Source organism: Paracoccus sp. SCN 68-21 (genome assembly GCF_001724535.1).
Classification (GTDB): Bacteria; Pseudomonadota; Alphaproteobacteria; order Rhodobacterales; family Rhodobacteraceae; genus Paracoccus; species Paracoccus hibiscisoli.
In genome coordinates, this window is sequence record NZ_MEES01000005.1 from 85260 (window position 1) to 103978 (window position 18719).

15 protein-coding genes, 1 tRNA gene and 2 pseudogenes are annotated in these 18719 nt (G+C 67.6%); 6 read left to right on the forward strand and 12 right to left on the reverse strand.

All coding sequences use genetic code 11. From position 1 onward, the window contains the following. Positions 1 to 147: 147 nt before the first annotated feature. Positions 148 to 2058: a hybrid sensor histidine kinase/response regulator gene (locus tag ABS73_RS02770; protein ID WP_277022141.1), complete on the forward strand. Its 1911-nt coding sequence runs from the start codon at positions 148 to 150 to the stop codon at positions 2056 to 2058. Then, positions 2055 to 2756: a response regulator transcription factor gene (locus ABS73_RS02775; protein WP_277022139.1), complete on the forward strand. Its 702-nt coding sequence runs from the start codon at positions 2055 to 2057 to the stop codon at positions 2754 to 2756. The genes ABS73_RS02770 and ABS73_RS02775 overlap by 4 nt, the downstream gene beginning before the upstream one ends. 260 nt (positions 2757 to 3016) lie before the next feature. Here ABS73_RS02775 and ABS73_RS02780 read toward each other — a convergent pair. Further along, a pseudogene (locus ABS73_RS02780) lies at positions 3017 to 4465 on the reverse strand (aldehyde dehydrogenase family protein); the annotation flags it as partial. Between the two features lie 169 nt (positions 4466 to 4634). Here ABS73_RS02780 and ABS73_RS02785 point away from each other — a divergent pair. Continuing rightward, entirely contained in the window at positions 4635 to 5288 is a 654-nt protein-coding gene (locus ABS73_RS02785; RefSeq protein ID WP_136854807.1) for a peroxiredoxin, read from the forward strand. Here the strand turns inward: ABS73_RS02785 and ABS73_RS02790 are convergent, their stop codons facing one another. The 10 genes and pseudogenes from ABS73_RS02790 to ABS73_RS02835 form a co-directional block, all read right to left on the reverse strand. Next, positions 5289 to 6113 (reverse strand): glycosyltransferase family A protein, encoded by an 825-nt coding sequence (locus tag ABS73_RS02790; protein ID WP_277022138.1) that lies wholly within the window; start codon positions 6111 to 6113, stop codon positions 5289 to 5291. Then, positions 6110 to 6904 carry a hypothetical protein gene (locus tag ABS73_RS02795; RefSeq protein WP_277022137.1) on the reverse strand — a complete coding sequence of 265 codons (795 nt, stop codon included), beginning with the start codon at positions 6902 to 6904 and terminating at the stop codon, positions 6110 to 6112. The genes ABS73_RS02790 and ABS73_RS02795 overlap by 4 nt, the downstream gene beginning before the upstream one ends. Beyond that, positions 6901 to 7635 (reverse strand): glycosyltransferase family 25 protein, encoded by a 735-nt coding sequence (locus tag ABS73_RS02800; RefSeq protein ID WP_277022135.1) that lies wholly within the window; start codon positions 7633 to 7635, stop codon positions 6901 to 6903. The genes ABS73_RS02795 and ABS73_RS02800 overlap by 4 nt, the downstream gene beginning before the upstream one ends. A 60-nt stretch (positions 7636 to 7695) precedes the next feature. After that, on the reverse strand, positions 7696 to 9837 hold the full coding sequence (gene pnp / locus ABS73_RS02805; RefSeq protein ID WP_277022133.1) for a polyribonucleotide nucleotidyltransferase: 2142 nt from the start codon (positions 9835 to 9837) through the stop codon (positions 7696 to 7698). Positions 9838 to 10059: 222 nt separating this feature from the next. Further along, positions 10060 to 10602 carry a hypothetical protein gene (locus ABS73_RS02810; RefSeq protein ID WP_277022131.1) on the reverse strand — a complete coding sequence of 181 codons (543 nt, stop codon included), beginning with the start codon at positions 10600 to 10602 and terminating at the stop codon, positions 10060 to 10062. A gap of 326 nt (positions 10603 to 10928) precedes the next feature. Then, the gene (rpsO, locus tag ABS73_RS02815) at positions 10929 to 11198 is read right to left on the reverse strand and encodes a 30S ribosomal protein S15 (protein ID WP_136854813.1); all 270 of its coding nucleotides are present in this window, start codon (positions 11196 to 11198) and stop codon (positions 10929 to 10931) included. 133 nt (positions 11199 to 11331) lie between these two features. Then, entirely contained in the window at positions 11332 to 12270 is a 939-nt protein-coding gene (locus ABS73_RS02820; RefSeq protein WP_277022128.1) for a calcium-binding protein, read from the reverse strand. 627 nt (positions 12271 to 12897) lie between these two features. Further along, a pseudogene (locus ABS73_RS16830) lies at positions 12898 to 13321 on the reverse strand (transposase); the annotation flags it as partial. A gap of 186 nt (positions 13322 to 13507) precedes the next feature. Further along, a complete protein-coding gene (ykgO, locus tag ABS73_RS02830; protein ID WP_042245282.1) occupies positions 13508 to 13633 on the reverse strand; it encodes a type B 50S ribosomal protein L36 in 126 nt (41 codons plus the stop codon). Positions 13634 to 13714: 81 nt separating this feature from the next. Continuing rightward, a tRNA-Val gene (locus tag ABS73_RS02835) sits at positions 13715 to 13789 on the reverse strand. Positions 13790 to 13944: 155 nt separating this feature from the next. On the opposite strand from ABS73_RS02835, the gene ABS73_RS02840 reads away from it, so the two are divergent. Together ABS73_RS02840 and ABS73_RS02845 are read left to right on the forward strand one after the other, a co-directional pair. Further along, positions 13945 to 14808 (forward strand): N-formylglutamate amidohydrolase, encoded by an 864-nt coding sequence (locus ABS73_RS02840; RefSeq protein ID WP_277022102.1) that lies wholly within the window; start codon positions 13945 to 13947, stop codon positions 14806 to 14808. A 2-nt stretch (positions 14809 to 14810) separates the two neighbouring features. Next, positions 14811 to 15218, forward strand: coding sequence for an NUDIX hydrolase (locus ABS73_RS02845; protein ID WP_277022100.1), 408 nt, complete (start codon positions 14811 to 14813; stop codon positions 15216 to 15218). On the opposite strand, the gene pyrF is transcribed toward ABS73_RS02845, so the two are convergent. Further along, the gene (gene pyrF, locus ABS73_RS02850; RefSeq protein WP_277022098.1) at positions 15215 to 15895 is read right to left on the reverse strand and encodes an orotidine-5'-phosphate decarboxylase; all 681 of its coding nucleotides are present in this window, start codon (positions 15893 to 15895) and stop codon (positions 15215 to 15217) included. The two genes, ABS73_RS02845 and pyrF, sit on opposite strands and share 4 nt — an antisense overlap. A gap of 148 nt (positions 15896 to 16043) precedes the next feature. Here pyrF and clpB point away from each other — a divergent pair, with 148 nt between their 5' ends. Further along, positions 16044 to 18680: an ATP-dependent chaperone ClpB gene (gene clpB, locus ABS73_RS02855; RefSeq protein WP_277022095.1), complete on the forward strand. Its 2637-nt coding sequence runs from the start codon at positions 16044 to 16046 to the stop codon at positions 18678 to 18680. The last annotated feature ends 39 nt before the right edge of the window (positions 18681 to 18719 follow it).

An 18719-nucleotide genomic window follows, 5' to 3' on the forward strand; every position in this document is an offset into this window, starting at 1 on the left:
CCGGCCGCGCGGCACCTCCCCGTGCTGTTGCGGCCCGATCAGCTTTGGCCCCAATCCTTGCGCCAGTTTTGCCCGATTCCAACAAAATGTTACGCCGCTTTCGCAAAGGCCCCGCCGGTGCTAACGCTTTGCCCCGGAGGAGACCCCATGACCCAGCCCGCCGCACCGATCACCCCGGAGGCGATCCGCGACGACCTGACCCTGTCGGGGCTGAACCTGATCGGGCAGGCGCTGTCGATCTTTGACGCCGATCTGCGGCTGGCGGTGGCCAACCGGCAGTATCAGGCGATGTTCGATCTGCCCGACGCGCTGACCCGCCCCGGCACGCATTTCGAGGACACGATCCGCTATCTGGCCCGGCGCGGCGAATATGGCCGGGTCCAGGACCCCGAATCGGCGGTGGCGCTGCGCGTGGCGCAGGCCCGGACGTTCCAGCCGCATTACTTTGAACGCGAACGCGCCGATGGTCGATGGGTCGCGGTCGAGGGGGCACCCCTGACCCAGGGGGGCTGGGTCACCGTCTATACCGACATCACCGACATCAAGCGCCAGGAGCAGCTGCTGCGGGCGCGCTCAGACGCGCTGTCCGAACAGGTGCTGCTGAATGCCGAAAGACTGGCGGCGGCGAACCGCAAGCTGGCCGCGACCAACGCCGCCCTGTCCGAGGCGCAGCGCATCCTGACCCGGACCGAGGCCCGCACCCGCCAGGTGACCGAGATGGTGCCCGCCCATATCGCCCATATGGACGCGCAGCTGCGCTATACCTTCTCCAACCGGCGGCTGCCGGTGGTCTTTCCCGGCGCCGCGGGCAACATCGTCGGCCTGACGCTGGAGGAGGCTCTGGGCGCGGCCACGGCCCGCACCCTGCGCCCCTATATGGAACGCGCGCTGGCCGGCGATCCGCAGGTGTTCGAGATCACGCATCCGACCTCGGGGCGGCGCATCCGCATCGCGCTGACGCCGGACCGCGACGGCCAGGGCGTCTATATCCTCTCCACCGATGTCAGCGCCGAGGTCCAGTCGCGCGAGGCGCTGGCCCATGCGGCGCGGCGCAACCTGGCGGCGCGGCTGACCAGCGGCATGGCGCATGATTTCGGCAACCTGCTGACGATCATCCTGGGGCTGCAGGCGCGCCTGGCCGCCCGCGATCTGCCCTCTGATGCGGCCGAGGACGTCCAGGCCACGCTGGCCGCCGCCCGGCGCGGGGCGTCCCTGCTGGACCGGCTGGCGCAGATCACCGGCGCGCGCGAACCCGCGCTGGAGCCCACCGACCTGCCCGCGCTGCTGGACGATCTGGCGGTTCTGGCGCGCCCGTCGCTGGCCGAGGGCACGCGGCTGGACCTGGCCGTGGCCCTGCCGCCGGGGCAGCTGCTGCTGGACCCCGGCGCGCTGCAGGATTCGCTGCTGAACCTGGTGCTGAACGCGAATGCGGCGATGACCGCGCCGGGGGTCATCACGCTCAAGGCGCGGCGCAGCGGCGACTGGCTGGAGCTGTCGGTCGGCGATACCGGCCCCGGCTTCACCCCCGAGGCGCTGACCCGCGCGACCGAGCCGTTCTTCACCACGAAAAAGGGCCAGGGGTCGGGCCTGGGCCTGTCGATGGTCTATGACCAGACCAAGATGGTCGGCGGCACGATGCGCCTGTCCAACGGGCCACGCGGCGCGCAGGTGATGCTGCGCCTGCCCTGGCGTCCGGTGACGCGGCGCATGGTCCTGCTGGTCGAGGATGACGACCTGATCCGCGCGCAGGTCCGCGACCAGCTGACGGCCTTGGGCCATGCGGTGATCGAGGCCGCGTCGCTGTCGGAGGCGCGGGCGCTGACCGACCTGCCCGATCTGGGGGTGATCCTGTCGGACATCCAGCTGGGCGACGGCCTGGGGGTCGAGATGGCCCGCGCGGCGCCGGGCGGAGTGCCGCTGATCCTGATGACCTCGCTGCCGCCGGGGGACCCGTTGCGCGATCTGGCGCCGGGGCCGGTGCTGACCAAACCCTTTTCGCAGGCCCGGCTGGCGGCGGCGCTTTCCGCGCTCCGGCCCTCAGCCGAGGATACCCCATGACCGACGCCCCCCTGATCGCCATCCTGGACGACGAGCCCGAGATCCGCCGCCTGCTGTCCGCCGCGCTGGAACAGGCGGGGTTCCGCACCCAGTGCTTTGCCCGCGCGACCGAGTTCGAGGCGGCGCTGCGCCGCATCACGCCGGACGCCTGCCTGATCGACCTGGGTCTGCCCGACCGGGACGGGCTGGCGCTGGTACACAGGCTGGCCTCCGATTCGGGGGCGGTGATCATCATCGTGTCGGGGCGCGCGCAGGTGCAGGACCGGGTGACGGGGCTGGAGCTGGGGGCCGACGACTACATCACCAAGCCGTTCGAGCCGGCCGAGGTCGTGGCCCGCATCCGCGCCCGCCTGCGCAAGCCTGCCCAAGGCACGGCGCACCGCCCCCAAACCCTGCGCTTTGCTGGCTGGACCGCGGATTTCGACCGCTATCTGCTGACCGCGCCCGACGGCACCGAGACGCCCCTGTCCCACGCCGAGGCCGAGGTCCTGCGCCTGTTCACCGACAACCCCCGCCGCCTGATCACCCGGGCGCAGATGCTGGAGACCCTGGGCGGCTCAGCCGGCGACAGCTTTGACCGGGCGATGGACGTCCGTATCTCACGGCTGCGCACGAAGCTGGGCGAGGACCCGAAGAACCCCCGCCTGATCAAGACGATCTACGGCGCGGGCTACATCTTTCTGGCCGAGATCGCCTGATCCCCGCATCCCGGCCACAGGCCAGAACCGACGGCGCCCTCTGCCCTTCGGGCGGTGGCGGCGAAAGCCGGCCCCCATCGAGGGGGCCATCTTTCGCGGCGGGGGCGATGCCCCCGCGGGCAGCCCCCGCGTGCGCCATGGCGGATTGGCACCGGTCCCATGCCGCGCCTTGGCTGGCGGGATGTCCCCGCAGGGGGGTCCGGGGGGACGGGAAGTCCCCCCGGCGCCGGTTCCGAAAGATTGGGTACCACGGCCGGTATGGCGGCGCGGTCCCATCCGCTGATGGCCTTGCTGTCCATGAACTCCTCCAGCCCCATCACCCCGCCTTCGCGCGCGCGGCCCGATTTCTTGACGCCGCCAAAGGCCGACCCGGCCCCGCGCGATTCGCCGTTCATCTCGACCATGCCCGACCGCAGCTGCCGCGCCACGCGGTTGCGCCGCGCGCCGTCCTGGCTCTGGACGTAGTTCGTCAGGCCGTAGGGCGTGTCATTAGCGATGGCCACGGCCTCCTCCTCGCTGTCGAAGGGGATGATCGACAACACCGGGCCAAAGATCTCCTGCTGCGCCACGGTCATGTCGTTGGACACATCCGCGAACACCGTCGGCCGCACGAAATAGCCGCGGTTCACCCCCTCGGGCAGGCCGGTCCCGCCGGCGACCAGGCGCGCGCCTTCGTCGATGCCCGCCTGGATCAGGCCCTGGATCTTGTCCCACTGCGCGCGCGACACGACCGGACCGATATGGCGGCCCGGCTGATGGGCCGTCGCCACAGCGGTCTCCTCGGCCACCCTGGCCGCGACCTCGACCGCGCGGTCATAGACCGACCGCTCGACCAGCATCCGCGTCGGCGCGTTGCAGGACTGACCGGTATTGTAGAAGCAATGCCGCGCGCCCCGCACCACCGCCTTGTCGTCGGCATCGGCAAAAACGATGTTGGCGCCCTTGCCGCCCAGCTCCAGCACGACCTTCTTCAGGCTGTCCGCCGCCGCCTTGCTGATCGCTATCCCTGCGCGGGTCGACCCGGTAAAGCTGATCATCTCAACGTCGGGATGCACCGACAGCTGGCTGCCCACGCCCGCCCCGTCGCCGTTCACCAGGTTGAACACGCCCGCGGGCACGCCCGCCTCGTGCAGCACCTCGGCAAAGACCATCGACGACAGGGGCGCGATTTCGGAGGGCTTCAGCACGCAGGTATCCCCCGCCAGCAGCGCCGGGATCACCTTCAGCGTCACCTGGTTCATCGGCCAGTTCCACGGCGTGATCAGACCGACCACGCCCACCGGCTCCCACGCGACCATGCTGGTCGGGGCATGATCGCCCAACGGCCGCACGAACTGGAACTCCTTGAAGGCGGTGATGAAATTGCGCGTGTGCCAGGCCCCGGCCTCGGCCTGATCGGCCCGCGACATGTCCTGCGGCGCGCCCATCTCCAGGCTGATCGCGCGGGCGATATCGGGCATGCGGCGCTCGTACACCTCCAGGATACGCTCGACCACGGCCAGACGCTCGGCGGGCGGCGTCGCGGCCCAGGCCGGAAAGGCGCGCTTGGCCGCGGCCACCGCGGCATCCGTATCCGCCTGCCCGCCAAGAGAGATCACCGCCACCGCCTCCTCGGTCGAGGGGTCGATCACCTCCAGGTCGCGCGCCTGTGCCGGGGCCACCCAGGCCCCGTCGATATAGAATTTCCGCTGGTCCAGAATCTGGGACATCTCGCACTCCTCATGCATCATGCGCAAAGCCTGTCACCGCGCAGCGCCCGCCGCAACCCCGCAGCCAGTCGCATGCAAGGACGCGAATGTGTCACGCCGCCACGGCCTTCCATTTGCCGCCGCAGCGCTTATCTATGGGCGAACCGCAACCGGCTGAAAGGACATCCCCATGGGCCTGCGCATCAATGACATCGCCCCCGACTTCACCACCGATTCGACCGAGGGCCAGATCCGCTTTCACGACTGGCTGGGCGACAGCTACGCGATCCTGTTCAGCCACCCCAAGGATTTCACCCCCGTCTGCACCACCGAATTCGGCGCCGTGGCCCAGCTGGCCGGAGAGTTCGAAAAGCGCAACACCAAGGTCCTGGGCGTGTCCGTCGACACGGTCGAGGAGCACGTGAAATGGAAACGCGACATCGCGCAGTTCGCCGGCACCCCGGCCAATTTCGCGATCATCGACGACACCTCGCTGACGGTCGCCAAGGCCTATGATATGCTGCCCGCCGAGGCCTATCTGCCCGACGGCCGCACCCCCGCCGACAGCGCCACCGTGCGCACGGTGTTCATCGTAGGCCCCGACAAGAAGATCAAGCTGATGATGATCTATCCCATGACCATCGGCCGCAACTTCGCCGAGATCCTGCGCGCGCTGGACGCGATCATCAAGACCGACGGCCAGCCCATCGCCACCCCCGCGAACTGGGTGCCCGGTCAGGACGTGATCGTGGCCCTGTCGCTGGACGACAAGGCCGCCGAGGCGAAATACGGCCCCCTGGACATCAAGCTGCCCTATCTGCGGTTCGCCAAGGACCCCGCCTGATCACGGCCAGCCGTAATGGCCCATCAGGGCGGCGATGGCCCGGTCATTGCCGCCCTGCCCGGCGGCGGGGCGGTTCACCGACCGCAGGCTGACGGCCTGGCTGCCTTGCCATTCCAGAATGCGTGCCCGTCCGCCGGTCTTGGCGGGCCGCGATCCGGCCAGCCGGTGCATCCAGTAAAGCCAGATGTCATCCGCTCCCGGCGCCAGGCGCATGAACAGATCGTCCCGGGTCACATCCGCATGAAACACGCCGGGCGCATAGATCACACCCGACACGCCGGTCGGAAAGACCAGCGGTCCCGCTTCGGGCACTGCGATGTTGTGATCCCAATCCTCGTATCCGGCAGGGGCCGTGCCGGCCATCACCACCCGATGCGCGCGCAGGCAGGCGATGCCCGCGCCCCCGGCCACCACCGCCACCAGCCGCTCCAGCCAATCGGCGGGATAGAACAGATCGTCATCCGCGGTGGCGACAAAGGCATCGGGATGCGCCATCAGCGTCGGGATGATCTTCTTGTAGGACCGCCAGTCGGGACAGATGCGGATCTCCAGCCCCGGCATAGCCGCGACCTCCGGCGGCAGGCGGTGCTGATCGCCCTCGTCCAGCCATAGGATCAGACGGTCGGGCTGCACAGTCTGGCGGGTCAGCGCGCGCAATGTCGGCGCCAGCGTGGCGAAACGCGCGGCATGGCTGGTCAGCGACACGATCAGCGGGCCGGACAAACCGTGCGGGCGGCCTGGCCGGTCGGGCCGCGCGGCGATTTCGGCCAGGGCGCGGGCCTGGCGGCGGCGCCGCTTGAACCGGCGGAACGCGTCAGAGATCACGGGTTTTCCCAGGCCTTGCGCAGCCAGCCGATATCACCGATGCGCCGGTACCATTTGTGCCCGCGCCCGGAAAAGACGTCCTCCATCTTGGGCGCGCCTGCGAACAGCACGATCTTCGCGCCTTCGGGCAACGACGGGTCGCGCAGATAGCTGACCAGATTGCGCGGCACACAGTCGTTCTTGAAGCTGACGCACCAGCCCTTGGGCCAATAGTGCAGATGCCCGTGCGCGGCCAGCTGCGCCGACTGGAACTGCTGGCTGATCTCGTAGTCCCGCGTGGCCGCCGCCGGATCGGCCAGATAGGCGTCCAGCACATAGCCATGCGCACCCACCTGATAGCGGAACACGCTGGAATTGCCGACGCTGTGCAGGAACCGGTCGCGGGGCGGATTGACGCGGCGCAGCGGCTTGGCGCGGAACAGGTCGTCGTCGCGGATGATGAAGAAATCGCCCGGCAGGTCGAAGAACGGCCCCAGATCGTCCACCACCACCAGATCGATGTCCAGAAACAGCGCCGTCCCCGACAGGCTGGCATCCGGGCCGCCCAGATCGCGCCGGAACAGCGCCAGCTTGCGCCAGCGCGTGTCGCCATGCCCCTCAGGCAGCCCCAGCTCGGGCAAGGGCAGTGCCTCGATCTGCGGATCAAGGCCCGTGGCGTCGTCAGTAAAGCAGACAAAGCGATGCGGCCGGTCCAGATGACGCGCCACCTGCGCCGCCAGCCGGTTCACGTCGGCACTGGAATAGAGCGTGCCCCATTTCATCGTCAGGATCAGGAAGGGACTTTGCGTCATGGCTGTCCACGCTCGCGTCCGACGCGATTCGAGAATCGGGCCCGGACCCATTGGCCGAACGTATGTCCCCGCGGAGGCTTGGGCACATTCTGAACGGTCCGAGCACGGTCATCTTGCAGATGCGACACGTTACCCTCGGCCTCAAATGCCATCCTGGGGTTAAGCAGCCACGCCTTCGCTGCATAGAGATCGCATGGCCAGTCAGCCTGGAATGAGACGGGCGTTGCATGGCTCATCAGCACCGCTGCCGAATCACACCGCAGGGCATACGCCATGGTACTCGTCGCCCGGTTCACGGCCCGTTGCATGGATGCAGTGGGGGAAAGACGCTTTCGTGAAAATGCCAAGCCACGCCCATATCGATAATGAAACAGTATCATTGGAACCTGTTGGTGCTGCCGCATGGTCATGAGGTCCAGCAATTCGGGCGCCAAGCGTGCGTCATCTTCAAAGATAACAGCTCCGGGCAGTCCATCATCCAGAATTTTCGCGTAGATGGCACGGTGTGACAGGGCGCAAGCGAACTCACCATCTGTCATGTCCCGCCCCAACGCCTGGCGCGCGCCGTCCCGATTGATCAGAGCCTCGCAATCGGAAGGTAGTCCGTTTCGGCCATCGACACCAAAAAATAATTGTGGCGAAAACCCCGCTCCCTCCAGCTGGGACAACAGCGGCGCACGCCGCGCGTCATCACCGGGCAGGGTCAGCACAAAGATGGGCCAATAGTCCATGGAAACCTCGCATGAAAAAGCCGGCCCCGGACGCACCGGGGCCGGCTTGGGATCAGTCGATTACTCGGCCGATTCCTGCATCGTCTCGTCGATCTCGGCACCGGTCTCCTGGTCGACCATCTTCATGCCCAGACGGACCTTGCCGCGATCGTCAAAGCCCAGCAGCTTGACGCGGACCTCCTGGCCCTCCTTCAGGATCTCGTTGGGGTGACCCAGACGGCGGTTGGCGATCTGGCTGACATGCACCAGCCCGTCCCGCTTGCCGAAGAAGTTCACGAAGGCCCCGAAATCGACCAGCTTGACGACCTTGCCGACATAGACCTTGCCCTCTTCGGGCTCGGCCACGATCGAATAGATCATGTCATAGGCCTTCTTGATCGAATCGGCATTGGCCGAGGCGATCTTGATCACGCCGTCATCGTTGATGTCGACCTTGGCGCCCGAAACCTCGACGATCTCGCGGATGACCTTGCCGCCCGAACCGATCACTTCACGGATCTTGTCGGTCGGGATCTGCATCGTCTCGATGCGCGGCGCGTGCTCGCTGAACTCGCGACGGCCTTCGGTCAGGGCGTTGCCCATCTCGCGCAGGATGTGCAGACGGCCGTCCTTGGCCTGGGCCAAAGCCTGCTCCATGATCTCGGGGGTGATGCCCGCGACCTTGATGTCCATCTGCAGCGACGTGATCCCGTTCTCGGTCCCCGCCACCTTGAAGTCCATGTCGCCCAGGTGATCCTCATCGCCCAAGATGTCGGTCAGCACCGCGAAGCGGCCGTCATCCTCCAGGATCAGGCCCATCGCCACGCCGGCGACCGGCGCCTTGAGCGGCACGCCCGCATCCATCATCGACAGCGAACCGCCGCAGACCGATGCCATCGAGCTGGACCCGTTCGATTCGGTAATCTCGGACACGACGCGGATGGTGTAGGGGAAGTCCGTCGCCGCGGGCAGAACCGCCTGCAGCGCGCGCCATGCCAGCTTGCCGTGGCCGATCTCGCGGCGGCCGGGGCTGCCCACACGACCCACTTCGCCGACCGAATAGGGCGGGAAGTTGTAATGCAGCAGGAAGTTCGAACGCGAATTGCCGTGCAGCGCGTCGATGATCTGCTCATCGTCGCCGGTGCCCAGCGTGGTCACGACCAGCGCCTGCGTCTCGCCGCGGGTGAACAGCGACGATCCGTGCGTGCGCGGCAGGATGCCGACCTCGGACACGATCGGACGGACGGTCTTGGTGTCGCGGCCGTCGATGCGGGCGCCGCCGCTGATGATGTCACCGCGCAGGATGCCCGATTCCAGCTTCTTCAGCGCCGAACCCAGGTTGGCATCGGCCAGCTCTTCCTCGGTCAGGGCGTCCTTGACCTTGGTCTTGGCGGCGGTGATCGCCTCCTGACGCTCGGACTTGTCGCGGATCGCATAGGCGGCGCGCATGTCGGCCTCGCCCAGCGACTTCACGCGGTTGTACAGCGCGCTGTAATCCGGCGACTGGAAATCGAACGGCTCCTTGGCGGCATCCTCGGCCAGGTCGATGATCAGGTCGATCACCGGCTTGATCGCGTCATGGCCGAACTTGACCGCGCCCAGCATCTCTTCCTCGGTCAGCTCATAGGCTTCCGATTCGACCATCATCACCGCGTCGGCGGTGCCGGCGATGACCAGGTCCAGGCGCTGTTCGGGGTTGTTGCGCAGCTGGTCCATGTCCTGGACCTCGGGGTTCAGCACATATTCGCCGTTCGAGAACCCGACGCGCGCACCCGCGATCGGACCCATGAAGGGCACGCCCGAGATGGTCAGCGCGGCGCTGGCGGCGATCATCGCGACGATGTCGGGATCGTTGACCAGATCGTGCGACAGCACGGTGCACATCACCAGCACTTCATGCTTGAAGCCGGGGGCGAACAGCGGGCGGATCGGCCGGTCGATCAGGCGCGCGGTCAGCGTCTCCTTCTCCGACGGACGCGCCTCGCGCTTGAAGAAGCCGCCCGGGACCTTGCCGGCGGCATAGTATTTTTCCTGGTAATGCACCGTCAGCGGGAAGAAGTCCTGACCGGGCTTCGGCGCTTTTGCAAAGGTGACGTTGGCCATGACGCTGGTCTCGCCCAAGGTGGCGATGACGCTGCCGTCTGCCTGGCGGGCAACCTTGCCCGTTTCCAGCGTCAGGGTTTCCTGACCCCACTGGATCGATTTCTTCACTTCGTCAAACATCTGATGTCCTCAAGGGGTGCACCGGCCCTCCGGCCACCCATGTCATATGGCGGCCCCATTGCCGCCGCCCCTATCCTTTGCATGTGCCCCGGGGCCGGGCCTCACGTCGCAGATGTTCGGCGTTTACAGGAAATTCCCCTGTTTGGAAAGTGGCGTGACCGACCCCGCCCGATCCGGGCGGGGTCCTGCCGGGGCGACGGCGCGGCCGTCAGCCCCGCCGCGTCATGCGGCCTTCAGGTTCAGGGCCGGGGCGGCGGGGCGGCCCCCGTCCGGTGCCGCCACGCGGTCGGCGGTGCGGGTATCCTCGGCCCGGAACAGGTCGCGGATCGCGGCATAGTTGCGTGCCGCCAGGCTGGTCAGACGCTCCTGCTGCAGCTTGCCTTCGGCAAAGCTGCGGGCCTGCGCCTCCTCCGAGGCCTGGTCCACGGCGCTGCGCGGCGCGGGGGCCGGGGCGCCGGTGGTCACCGACACCGAGGCCGGGGCCGCCTCACGCTCGGCCCGCTCGACCGCGCGGGCCATCCGCTCGGGATCGCTGGCGGCGGGTTGCGCCTGACCCTGCTGGGCGGTCTGGGCGGCGGGCGCCTCGTCCGCAGGGGCGGGGGCCGCGGCCCAGCTGTCCTCGGCCGGGGCGACCTGCTGGGCGGGGGCGGTCTCTCCCTGCGCGGCGGGCGCCGTCTGGGTCGGCGTGGGTTCGGTGGTCTTGGTCTCGGTTGGGGCTGCGGTGCGTGTGCCGCCCCAGCCGCCGGTCAATCCGCTGATCAACATGATGGTCTCCGGGGGTTGTGATCCCGCAGCCTTAACGTTTGATTAAACAGAGACCAAATCCACATTGCCTCTAATTTTAACGGCCCGGCCCGGCGCAACACCCGGTTAACGGGGCGCGCGCAAGCGGTGTACGCGCTGTGCACGCCCGGTGCCTTGGCGGTGCATGCCCGGTGCGGCCCAAATCCCAGCCCCTGCTGGCCCCGACGGCACCCCGCCCGATCCGGGCACCATCCCGCGCAACAGGCAACGCGCGCCGTTGCGTTAACGCAGAACGCCCGCGACCTGGGTCGCGGGCGTTCCGGCATCGGTTCGGGTGGGGCGTCGCCTCAGCGACGCAGGCCCAGCTTGCCGATCAGGGCGGTATAGCGCGCCTCTTCCTTCTTCTTCAGATAGTCCAGCAGCTTGCGGCGCTGTGCGACCATCATCAGCAGACCACGACGCGAGTGGTTGTCTTTCTTGTGCGACTTGAAGTGCTCGGTCAGGGTGGCGATGCGCGAGGTCAGGATCGCGACCTGGACCTCGGGCGAACCGGTGTCGCCTTCCTTGGTGCCGAATTCTGCGATGACGCGGGCTTTTTCTTCGACGGTGATCGACATCGGGATCTCCTTTCGGATGAAGGGTGAGGGCGCAGGCCGGGATGTCGTCCAGCAAGGTCCATGAAACACCGCAGGGCCGGATGCCCGGCGGATGGGCGCGTCTAACCGAAACCGCCCCGAAAGGAAAGCCCCCTCAGGCCCGGACCGCGACGATCTGCACGTCCTCGGCGCGCAGCCCGCCCGACTGCAGCAACCGCCCGACCGGATCGCCATTGACCTCCAGCAGGAAGGTCCCGTCCTGGTCCTCGCGCAGGGTCACCTGCGCATCGGCGGCGATCCCGGCATCCAGATGCAGCACCAGCCGATCCTCGGCGCTGTCGAAATCCGCAATGGTGGCAAGGCCTTGCCCCGTATGGCGCAGCACGAACAGATCCGACCCGGCATTCCCCGAGGCAAAGTCGTTCGCCCCCGGCATCAGCGTGTCGTCGCCCTCTCCGCCGTTCATCCAGACGGTTTCGGGACCGTCATGGCCGATCAGCACGTCATCGCCGCGGCCCCCGTCCAGGTCGTCCGACCCGGCGGTCGAGACCAGCAGATCGTCGCCGTCATGGCCCGACAGGATGTCGTTGCCTGCCCCCCCGAACAGGGTGTCGTCGCCCTCACCGCCCATCAGCGTGTCGTCGCCGTCATCGCCGAACAGCAGGTCGTCACCGCCCTGCCCGGCCAGCAGATCGTCGCCATCCCCGCCATGCAGCACGTCATTCCCGCCCTGCCCATAGGCGGCGTCGCCCTGGATCCAGTCGTCGCCATCCCCGCCGTGGATCGTGTCGTCGCCCAGGCCACCGCGCAGGTCGTCGCCGCCACCCCCGCCGCGAATCAGGTCGTGACCGGTCGTGCCCATCAGGATGTCCAGATCGTCCGACCCCTCGATGATCGAATCGACATCCGGCTCCTCGGGCTGGGGTTCGGGCTCGGGCTGGGGGGTCAGCGGCGGCAGGGCCTCGGGGTCGTCGTCGCGGCCGTCCTGATCGTCCTGGTCCTCATCGTCCTCTTGCTGCGACGAGGACATGCCGCCGACATCGATGATCAGGCCGGCCAGCATCATTCCCAGAATTCCGCCCAGAATCACCATCGTCCCAGATCCCGCCCTTGACCGGCCCCATGCCGCAGAGCCGACAATACCGCAGTCGGAACTGCCCCCGAACGGAAAAGTTGATAAAACCTTAACGCGCCCCCGCCCCTGCGGGCCAAGGCTGTATCAAGACCCACCAGCGCGGCGGGGCACGTCCGGGGAGGCGGAGTATCGCTGTCCTTTTCTGGCGAAAAGCCCCGGTCGTTCGAACAGGAAGTCCAGTGTGAGGGTCCCGGCGGCACAGCAAAGCGCTACGAAGCGCCAATCAGCGCCGGATGGCATGCATCAGCTGCCGGATGCCGATCAGCGCGACCTCGCTACGCATGTTCTTCAGCCGCCGAGTCAGGAAGTCGGCGTGCACATCCCAGCTTTGACCCTGCCAAACGGATGCTCGACCGCGCAGCGGCGCAGCGTCATCGGATCGGGATCGCGGTCGAGCCTCTGCCAAACGCCCTCGCCCGACCTGGCCGGGCGCGGCACGGTCGTGGTGATCCACGCCTCGCGGCACTCAAAAATCTCACGGCCACTGAAACACCTCTTGTCGGTGATGGTGTTCAGCTCATCGCGCCGTAACGCCTTCTTGGTCACGATCGAAGCCTCGGATAGTGACCTCATGCGCGACGAACAAAGGCGACTGGCGATCTTGCCCCTGGTGAAATTCCGGTCGCGGTTGTTCACAGCCATGATCTGGGCTTGCCGTCGATGGCACCACCGTTCGCGCACCGGAACTCCGCGATGGTCATGTGGTTGGGCGTCAGGCGCCGGACAGCCGCATCACCGCGACACTGCGCCCGGCCTCGCGCTCGGACCTTCGTCTGGAGGGGATGCGGTTCAGATAGCCGTAGACGACAAGCTTCAGCAGCTTCACCGGATGATAACCCGGCCGCCCCGTCCGTGCAGCCAGGGCGCGAACGAACCCGAGAGCAGGCAGATCAAGCTCATCGACAAACGGATCGACAGCGCGAAGGTCATCTTCACCGATCCAGTCGCCAAGTCGATCCGGGAACAGCGGCGTCTGACTGCGTTGCACCCCTTCGATGAAGCCGGTCATGGACTGGCCTCCTGACGTCGGAAAGCATGGCACCGCCAGGTTTTGACACAGGCTCGGCCCATAGGCCACCGGCGGACACGCCAGGCCAAAGGGCCCGCGCGGACGTGAAAAAACCCGCCTTGCGGGGCGGGTTGTCTCGTCGTTTTCGTCGTGACCTGCCGGATGCCCGGCCAGGGCGCGCGCCGATCAGCCCTGGCGGGCCTTGAAGCGGCGGTTGGTCTTGTTGATCACGTAGATGCGGCCCTTGCGGCGCACCACCTGACAGTCGCGGTGCCGGCTCTTGAGCGAGCGGAGCGAATTGCGAACCTTCATCGGTCTTCTCCATCATCGCGGCGCAGCGCTGCCGCCAGGAAAACGAAATGCCCCCGGTTGTGGCCGGGGGCGGCGAAATAATGGTGGGCGGTACTGGGATCGAACCAGTGGCCACTACGATGTCAACGTAGTGCTCTACCGCTGAGCTAACCGCCCGTTCCTTGGATGCAGCCCCGTCTTCTTGCGAAAATCCGGTGCAACCCCCTCGGTCGGAATGCCTATACCGGGGGTCTTCGGGGTATTCAAGGCCTATCCGACCGGTATTTTTCGGGTTTATATGGCACCGTTGCGCCGGATGCCGGGGTCTGCCCTTGTCACAGTCTGACCTGCCCTATGTGCTGCACCGCCCCGACACCTGGCTGTCGGGCGTGATCTTCGCATCGCCCCATTCGGGCTGCGACTATCCGGACTGGTTCCTGGAGGGCACGCGCCTGCCCGTGCCCGTCCTGCGCTCGTCCGAGGATGCCTTTGTCGACCGCCTGATCGCCCCGGCGCAGGCCTTGGGCGCGGTGACGCTGGCCGCCCGCGTGCCGCGCTGCATCGTGGACCTCAATCGCGGCCCCGACGAGATCGACCCCCTGGTCGTGCGCGGCGTGCCCCGTCATCCGCTGAACCAGCGCACCCTGGCCGGGCTGGGGGTGATTCCCCGCGTCGTCAGCCAAGGCCGGGTGATTCACGAGCGCCAGATCGACCGGGCCGAGGCCGACCGCCGAATCGCCGCCTGCTGGCGTCCCTATCACATCGCGCTGGCCCGGCTGATCGCGCAGGCCCGCGCCCGATTCGGGCAGGCCATCCTGATCGACATGCACTCCATGCCCCATGACGCGCTGTCGCATCTGCAGGGCGAGCGGCCCGACATGGTGTTGGGCAACCGCCACGGGCTGTCCGCGGCCGCCCGCGTGTCCGATGCCGTCTGCGCCGCAGTCGAGGCCGAGGGCTGGACCATCCGCCGCAACACGCCCTTTTCCGGGGCCTATATCTGTTCGGCCTATGGCCGTCCGGCGCAGAACGTCCATGTCGTCCAGCTGGAGATCGACCGCTCGCTCTATATGGACGAACCGACCATCACCCCGCGCCCCGATTTCGACGATTTCGCCGCCCGGATGGCCCGCGTGATCGCCGGGCTGGCCGCGCTTGGCGCGGATCGCGCGGGCGGCCGGATCGCCGCGGAATAGGCGTGGAGGCGTTTCACGGCGCCAAGCTGTGGCTGACGCAGGCCGACCGGATGCTGGTCTATTTGCGCGACGACCGGCCCGGCCTGCCCTTTGCGGCGCATTGGGACCTGCCTGGGGGCGGCCGCGAGGGGGACGAACCGCCCCTGTCCTGCGCGCTGCGCGAGATGGCCGAGGAATTCGGCCTGCATCTGGACCCGGGCGGCTTGGCCGGGCGCCCCTTCGTGTCGCATGCCGACCCGCGCATGATATCCTGGCTGTTCGCGGGACGGATCAGCACCAACCAGATCGCCGCGATCCGATTCGGCGACGAGGGGCAGTGCTGGCGGATGATGCCCGTGGCCGAATACCTGGCCCATCCCCGGGCGATCCCGCATTTCTGCCGCTGGATCGCCGCGATGGGCGCGGGTTAGGCCAGCTCGGCCAGGATGGCCTGCGCGGCGGCGCGGGGGTCCGCGGCCTGCCAGATCGGGCGACCGACGACGATGTGATCCGCGCCGGCGGCGATGGCCGATGCGGGGGTCTCGACCCGCTTCTGATCGCCCAGGGCAGCGCCTGCGGGCCGGACGCCCGGCGTCACGATCAGGCGCGATCCGGGCAGGGCGCGGATGTCGGCGGCCTCGCGCGGGGAACAGATGATGCCGTCGGCCCCGGCATCAAAGGCCCGCGCCGCACGCTCCACGGTGATGGCATGCAGATCGCCCGGCCGCATCATCCCCGCATCCAGATCGGCCCGGTCCAGCGAGGTCAGGATGGTGACCGCCAGGATCTTCATGTCGGACCCCGCAGCACCCTGTTTCGCCGCCGCCACCACATGCGGGTCGCCATGCACCGTCAGGAAATCCAGGTCGAACTGCGCCAGCCCCCGCACCGCGGCCTCGACCGTGGCTCCGATGTCGAACAGCTTCATGTCCAGAAAGATGCGCTTGCCGTGGTCCTGCTTCAGCTCACTGGCCAGCGCCAGGCCGCCGCCGGTCAGCATGCCCAGACCGATCTTGTAGAACCCCACGGCGTCGCCCAGCGTCTCTGCCAGGGCCAGCCCGTCCAGCACGTTCGGCACATCCAGCGCCACGATCAGCCGGTCATCCATCGCCCAGTCCCTTTCTTTGTTCCGGCCTGCTTATGGCACGCTTGAAACCACCCCGCGACCCCCCCAAATCTGATCCATCAGACCCGGACCGGGGCGTGCCGCAACAGGGCGCCACCAGCACGGGGGCTTTGCAAAAGGAGTACTGCCGATGAACATGGACAAGTTCACGGAACGGTCGCGCGGCTTCCTGCAATCCGCCCAGACCATCGCGATCCGCGAGAATCAGCAGCGCGTGATGCCCGAGCATCTGCTCAAGGCGCTGATGGATGACGACCAGGGCCTGGCCTCGAACCTGATCACCCGCGCGGGCGGCGACGCCAAACGCGTGCGCGAGGCGGTGGATGCCGCCGTGGCGAAACAGCCCAAGGTCAGCGGCTCGGGCAGCGGGCAGGTCTATGTGGACCCGTCGCTGGTCCGCGTGCTGGACGAGGCGGAATCGGTGGCCAAGAAGGCCGGCGACAGTTTCGTGCCCGCCGAACGGGTGCTGATGGCGCTGGCGATGGTGAACACCAATGCCCGTGATGCGCTGAGCGCGGGAAAGGTCAACGCGCAGGCGCTGAACGCGGCCATCACGGACATCCGCAAGGGCCGCACCGCCGATACGGCATCCGCCGAGGACAGCTATGAGGCGCTGGAGAAATACGCCCGCGACCTGACCCAGGCCGCCCGCGACGGCAAGATCGACCCGATCATCGGCCGCGATGAGGAGATCCGCCGCGCCATGCAGGTCCTGTCGCGGCGCACCAAGAACAACCCCGTGCTGATCGGCGAACCCGGCGTCGGCAAGACCGCCATCGCCGAAGGCCTGGCCCTGCGCATCATCGACGGCGACGTGCCCGAAAGCCTGCGCAACAAGCGCCTGATGGCGCTGGACATGGGCGCGCTGATCGCGGGCGCGAAATATCGCGGCGATTTCGAGGAGCGGCTGAAGTCGATCCTGAAGGAGATCGAGACCGCCGCGGGCGAGATCATCCTGTTCATCGACGAGCTGCACACGCTGGTCGGCGCGGGCAAGGGCGACGGCGCGATGGATGCGGCCAACCTGATCAAGCCAGCCTTGGCGCGCGGAGAGCTGCATTGCGTCGGCGCGACCACACTGGACGAATACCGCAAGTATATTGAAAAGGACGCGGCCCTGGCCCGGCGGTTCCAGCCGGTGCTGGTCGAGGAACCCACCGTCGAGGACACGATCAGCATCCTGCGCGGCATCAAGGAAAAGTATGAGCTGCACCACGGCGTGCGGATCAGCGACGCGGCCCTGGTCGCGGCGGCGACCCTGTCGCACCGCTACATCACCGACCGATTCCTGCCCGACAAGGCGATCGACCTGATGGACGAGGCCGCATCCCGCCTGCGGATGGAGGTCGACAGCAAGCCCGAGGAGCTGGACCAGCTGGATCGTCAGATCCTGCAATTGCAGATCGAGGCCGAGGCGCTGAAGAAGGAGGACGACGCGGCCTCCAAGGACCGGCTGGAGCGGCTGGAGAAGGACCTGTCCGGCCTGCAGGAGCGCAGCGCCGAGATGACGGCCCGCTGGCAGGCCGAACGCGACAAGCTGCAGGGGTCACGCGACCTCAAGGAACAGCTGGACCGCGCCCGCGCCGACCTGGACCAGGCCAAGCGCGAGGGCAATCTGGCCCGCGCCGGAGAGCTGTCCTATGGCGTCATTCCCGGCCTTGAAAAGCAGTTGGCCGAGGCGGAAAACGGCGGGGCCGACGGGTTGATGGTCGAGGAAGCCGTCCGCCCCGAGCAGATCGCCGAGGTCGTCGAGCGCTGGACCGGCATTCCCACCAGCAAGATGCTGGAAGGTCAGCGCGACAAGCTGCTGAAGATGGAGGAGCAGATCGGCAAGCGCGTCATCGGTCAGGCCGAGGCCGTGACGGCGGTGTCAAACGCTGTACGCCGGTCGCGCGCCGGTCTGAACGACGAGGATCGCCCCCTGGGGTCGTTCCTGTTCCTGGGGCCCACCGGCGTCGGCAAGACCGAGCTGACCAAGGCGTTGGCCGAATACATGTTCGACGATGACAGCGCGATGGTTCGCATCGACATGTCCGAATTCATGGAAAAGCATTCCGTGGCCCGGCTGATCGGCGCGCCTCCGGGCTATGTCGGCTATGACGAGGGCGGCGTGCTGACCGAGGCCGTGCGGCGGCGTCCCTATCAGGTGATCCTGTTCGACGAAGTCGAAAAGGCGCATCCGGACGTCTTCAACGTGCTGCTGCAGGTGCTGGACGACGGGGTGCTGACCGATGGACAGGGCCGGACGGTGGACTTCAAGCAGACGCTGATCATCCTGACCTCGAACCTCGGGTCTCAGGCGCTGTCGCACCTGCCCGAAGAGGCGGATGCATCGGATGCCCGCCATCAGGTGATGGAGGCGGTGCGCGGTCATTTCCGCCCCGAATTCCTGAACCGCCTGGACGAGATCATCATCTTCCGCCGCCTGTCGCGGACGAACATGGACGGGATCGTCACGGTGCAGATGGCGCGGCTGGAGAAACGTCTGGCGGGTCGCAAGATCACGCTGGACGTGGACGACGCGGCACGGATGTGGCTGGCCGATCAGGGCTATGACCCGGTCTTTGGCGCGCGCCCGCTGAAGCGGGTGATCCAGCGCGCGCTGCAGGATCCGCTGGCGGAACTGCTGCTGTCCGGAGAGGTCATGGACGGCGCGACGGTCACGGTCAGCGCCAGCCCCGAAGGCCTGCTGGTGGGCGACCGCGTGGGCCATGCCGGGCCGCGGCTTGGCGCGATCGGCGAAGGCCCGCGCCCAAAGGTCCACTGAAACAATGGCCCCCGGAGCGATCCGGGGGCCGTTTTCCGT

What these genes read in the sequence shown, in the direction of transcription:
- ABS73_RS02770 (WP_277022141.1), top strand. Translation starts at nt 148, where the DNA reads ATGACCCAGCCCGCCGCACCGATCACCCCGGAGGCGATCCGCGACGAC.
- ABS73_RS02775 (WP_277022139.1), top strand. Translation starts at nt 2,055, where the DNA reads ATGACCGACGCCCCCCTGATCGCCATCCTGGACGACGAGCCCGAGATC.
- ABS73_RS02785 (WP_136854807.1), top strand. Translation starts at nt 4,635, where the DNA reads ATGGGCCTGCGCATCAATGACATCGCCCCCGACTTCACCACCGATTCG.
- ABS73_RS02795 (WP_277022137.1), bottom strand. Translation starts at nt 6,904, where the DNA reads ATGACGCAAAGTCCCTTCCTGATCCTGACGATGAAATGGGGCACGCTC.
- ABS73_RS02800 (WP_277022135.1), bottom strand. Translation starts at nt 7,635, where the DNA reads ATGGACTATTGGCCCATCTTTGTGCTGACCCTGCCCGGTGATGACGCG.
- pnp (WP_277022133.1), bottom strand. Translation starts at nt 9,837, where the DNA reads ATGTTTGACGAAGTGAAGAAATCGATCCAGTGGGGTCAGGAAACCCTG.
- ABS73_RS02810 (WP_277022131.1), bottom strand. Translation starts at nt 10,602, where the DNA reads ATGTTGATCAGCGGATTGACCGGCGGCTGGGGCGGCACACGCACCGCA.
- rpsO (WP_136854813.1), bottom strand. Translation starts at nt 11,198, where the DNA reads ATGTCGATCACCGTCGAAGAAAAAGCCCGCGTCATCGCAGAATTCGGC.
- ABS73_RS02820 (WP_277022128.1), bottom strand. Translation starts at nt 12,270, where the DNA reads ATGGTGATTCTGGGCGGAATTCTGGGAATGATGCTGGCCGGCCTGATC.
- ykgO (WP_042245282.1), bottom strand. Translation starts at nt 13,633, where the DNA reads ATGAAGGTTCGCAATTCGCTCCGCTCGCTCAAGAGCCGGCACCGCGAC.
- pyrF (WP_277022098.1), bottom strand. Translation starts at nt 15,895, where the DNA reads ATGGATGACCGGCTGATCGTGGCGCTGGATGTGCCGAACGTGCTGGAC.
- clpB (WP_277022095.1), top strand. Translation starts at nt 16,044, where the DNA reads ATGAACATGGACAAGTTCACGGAACGGTCGCGCGGCTTCCTGCAATCC.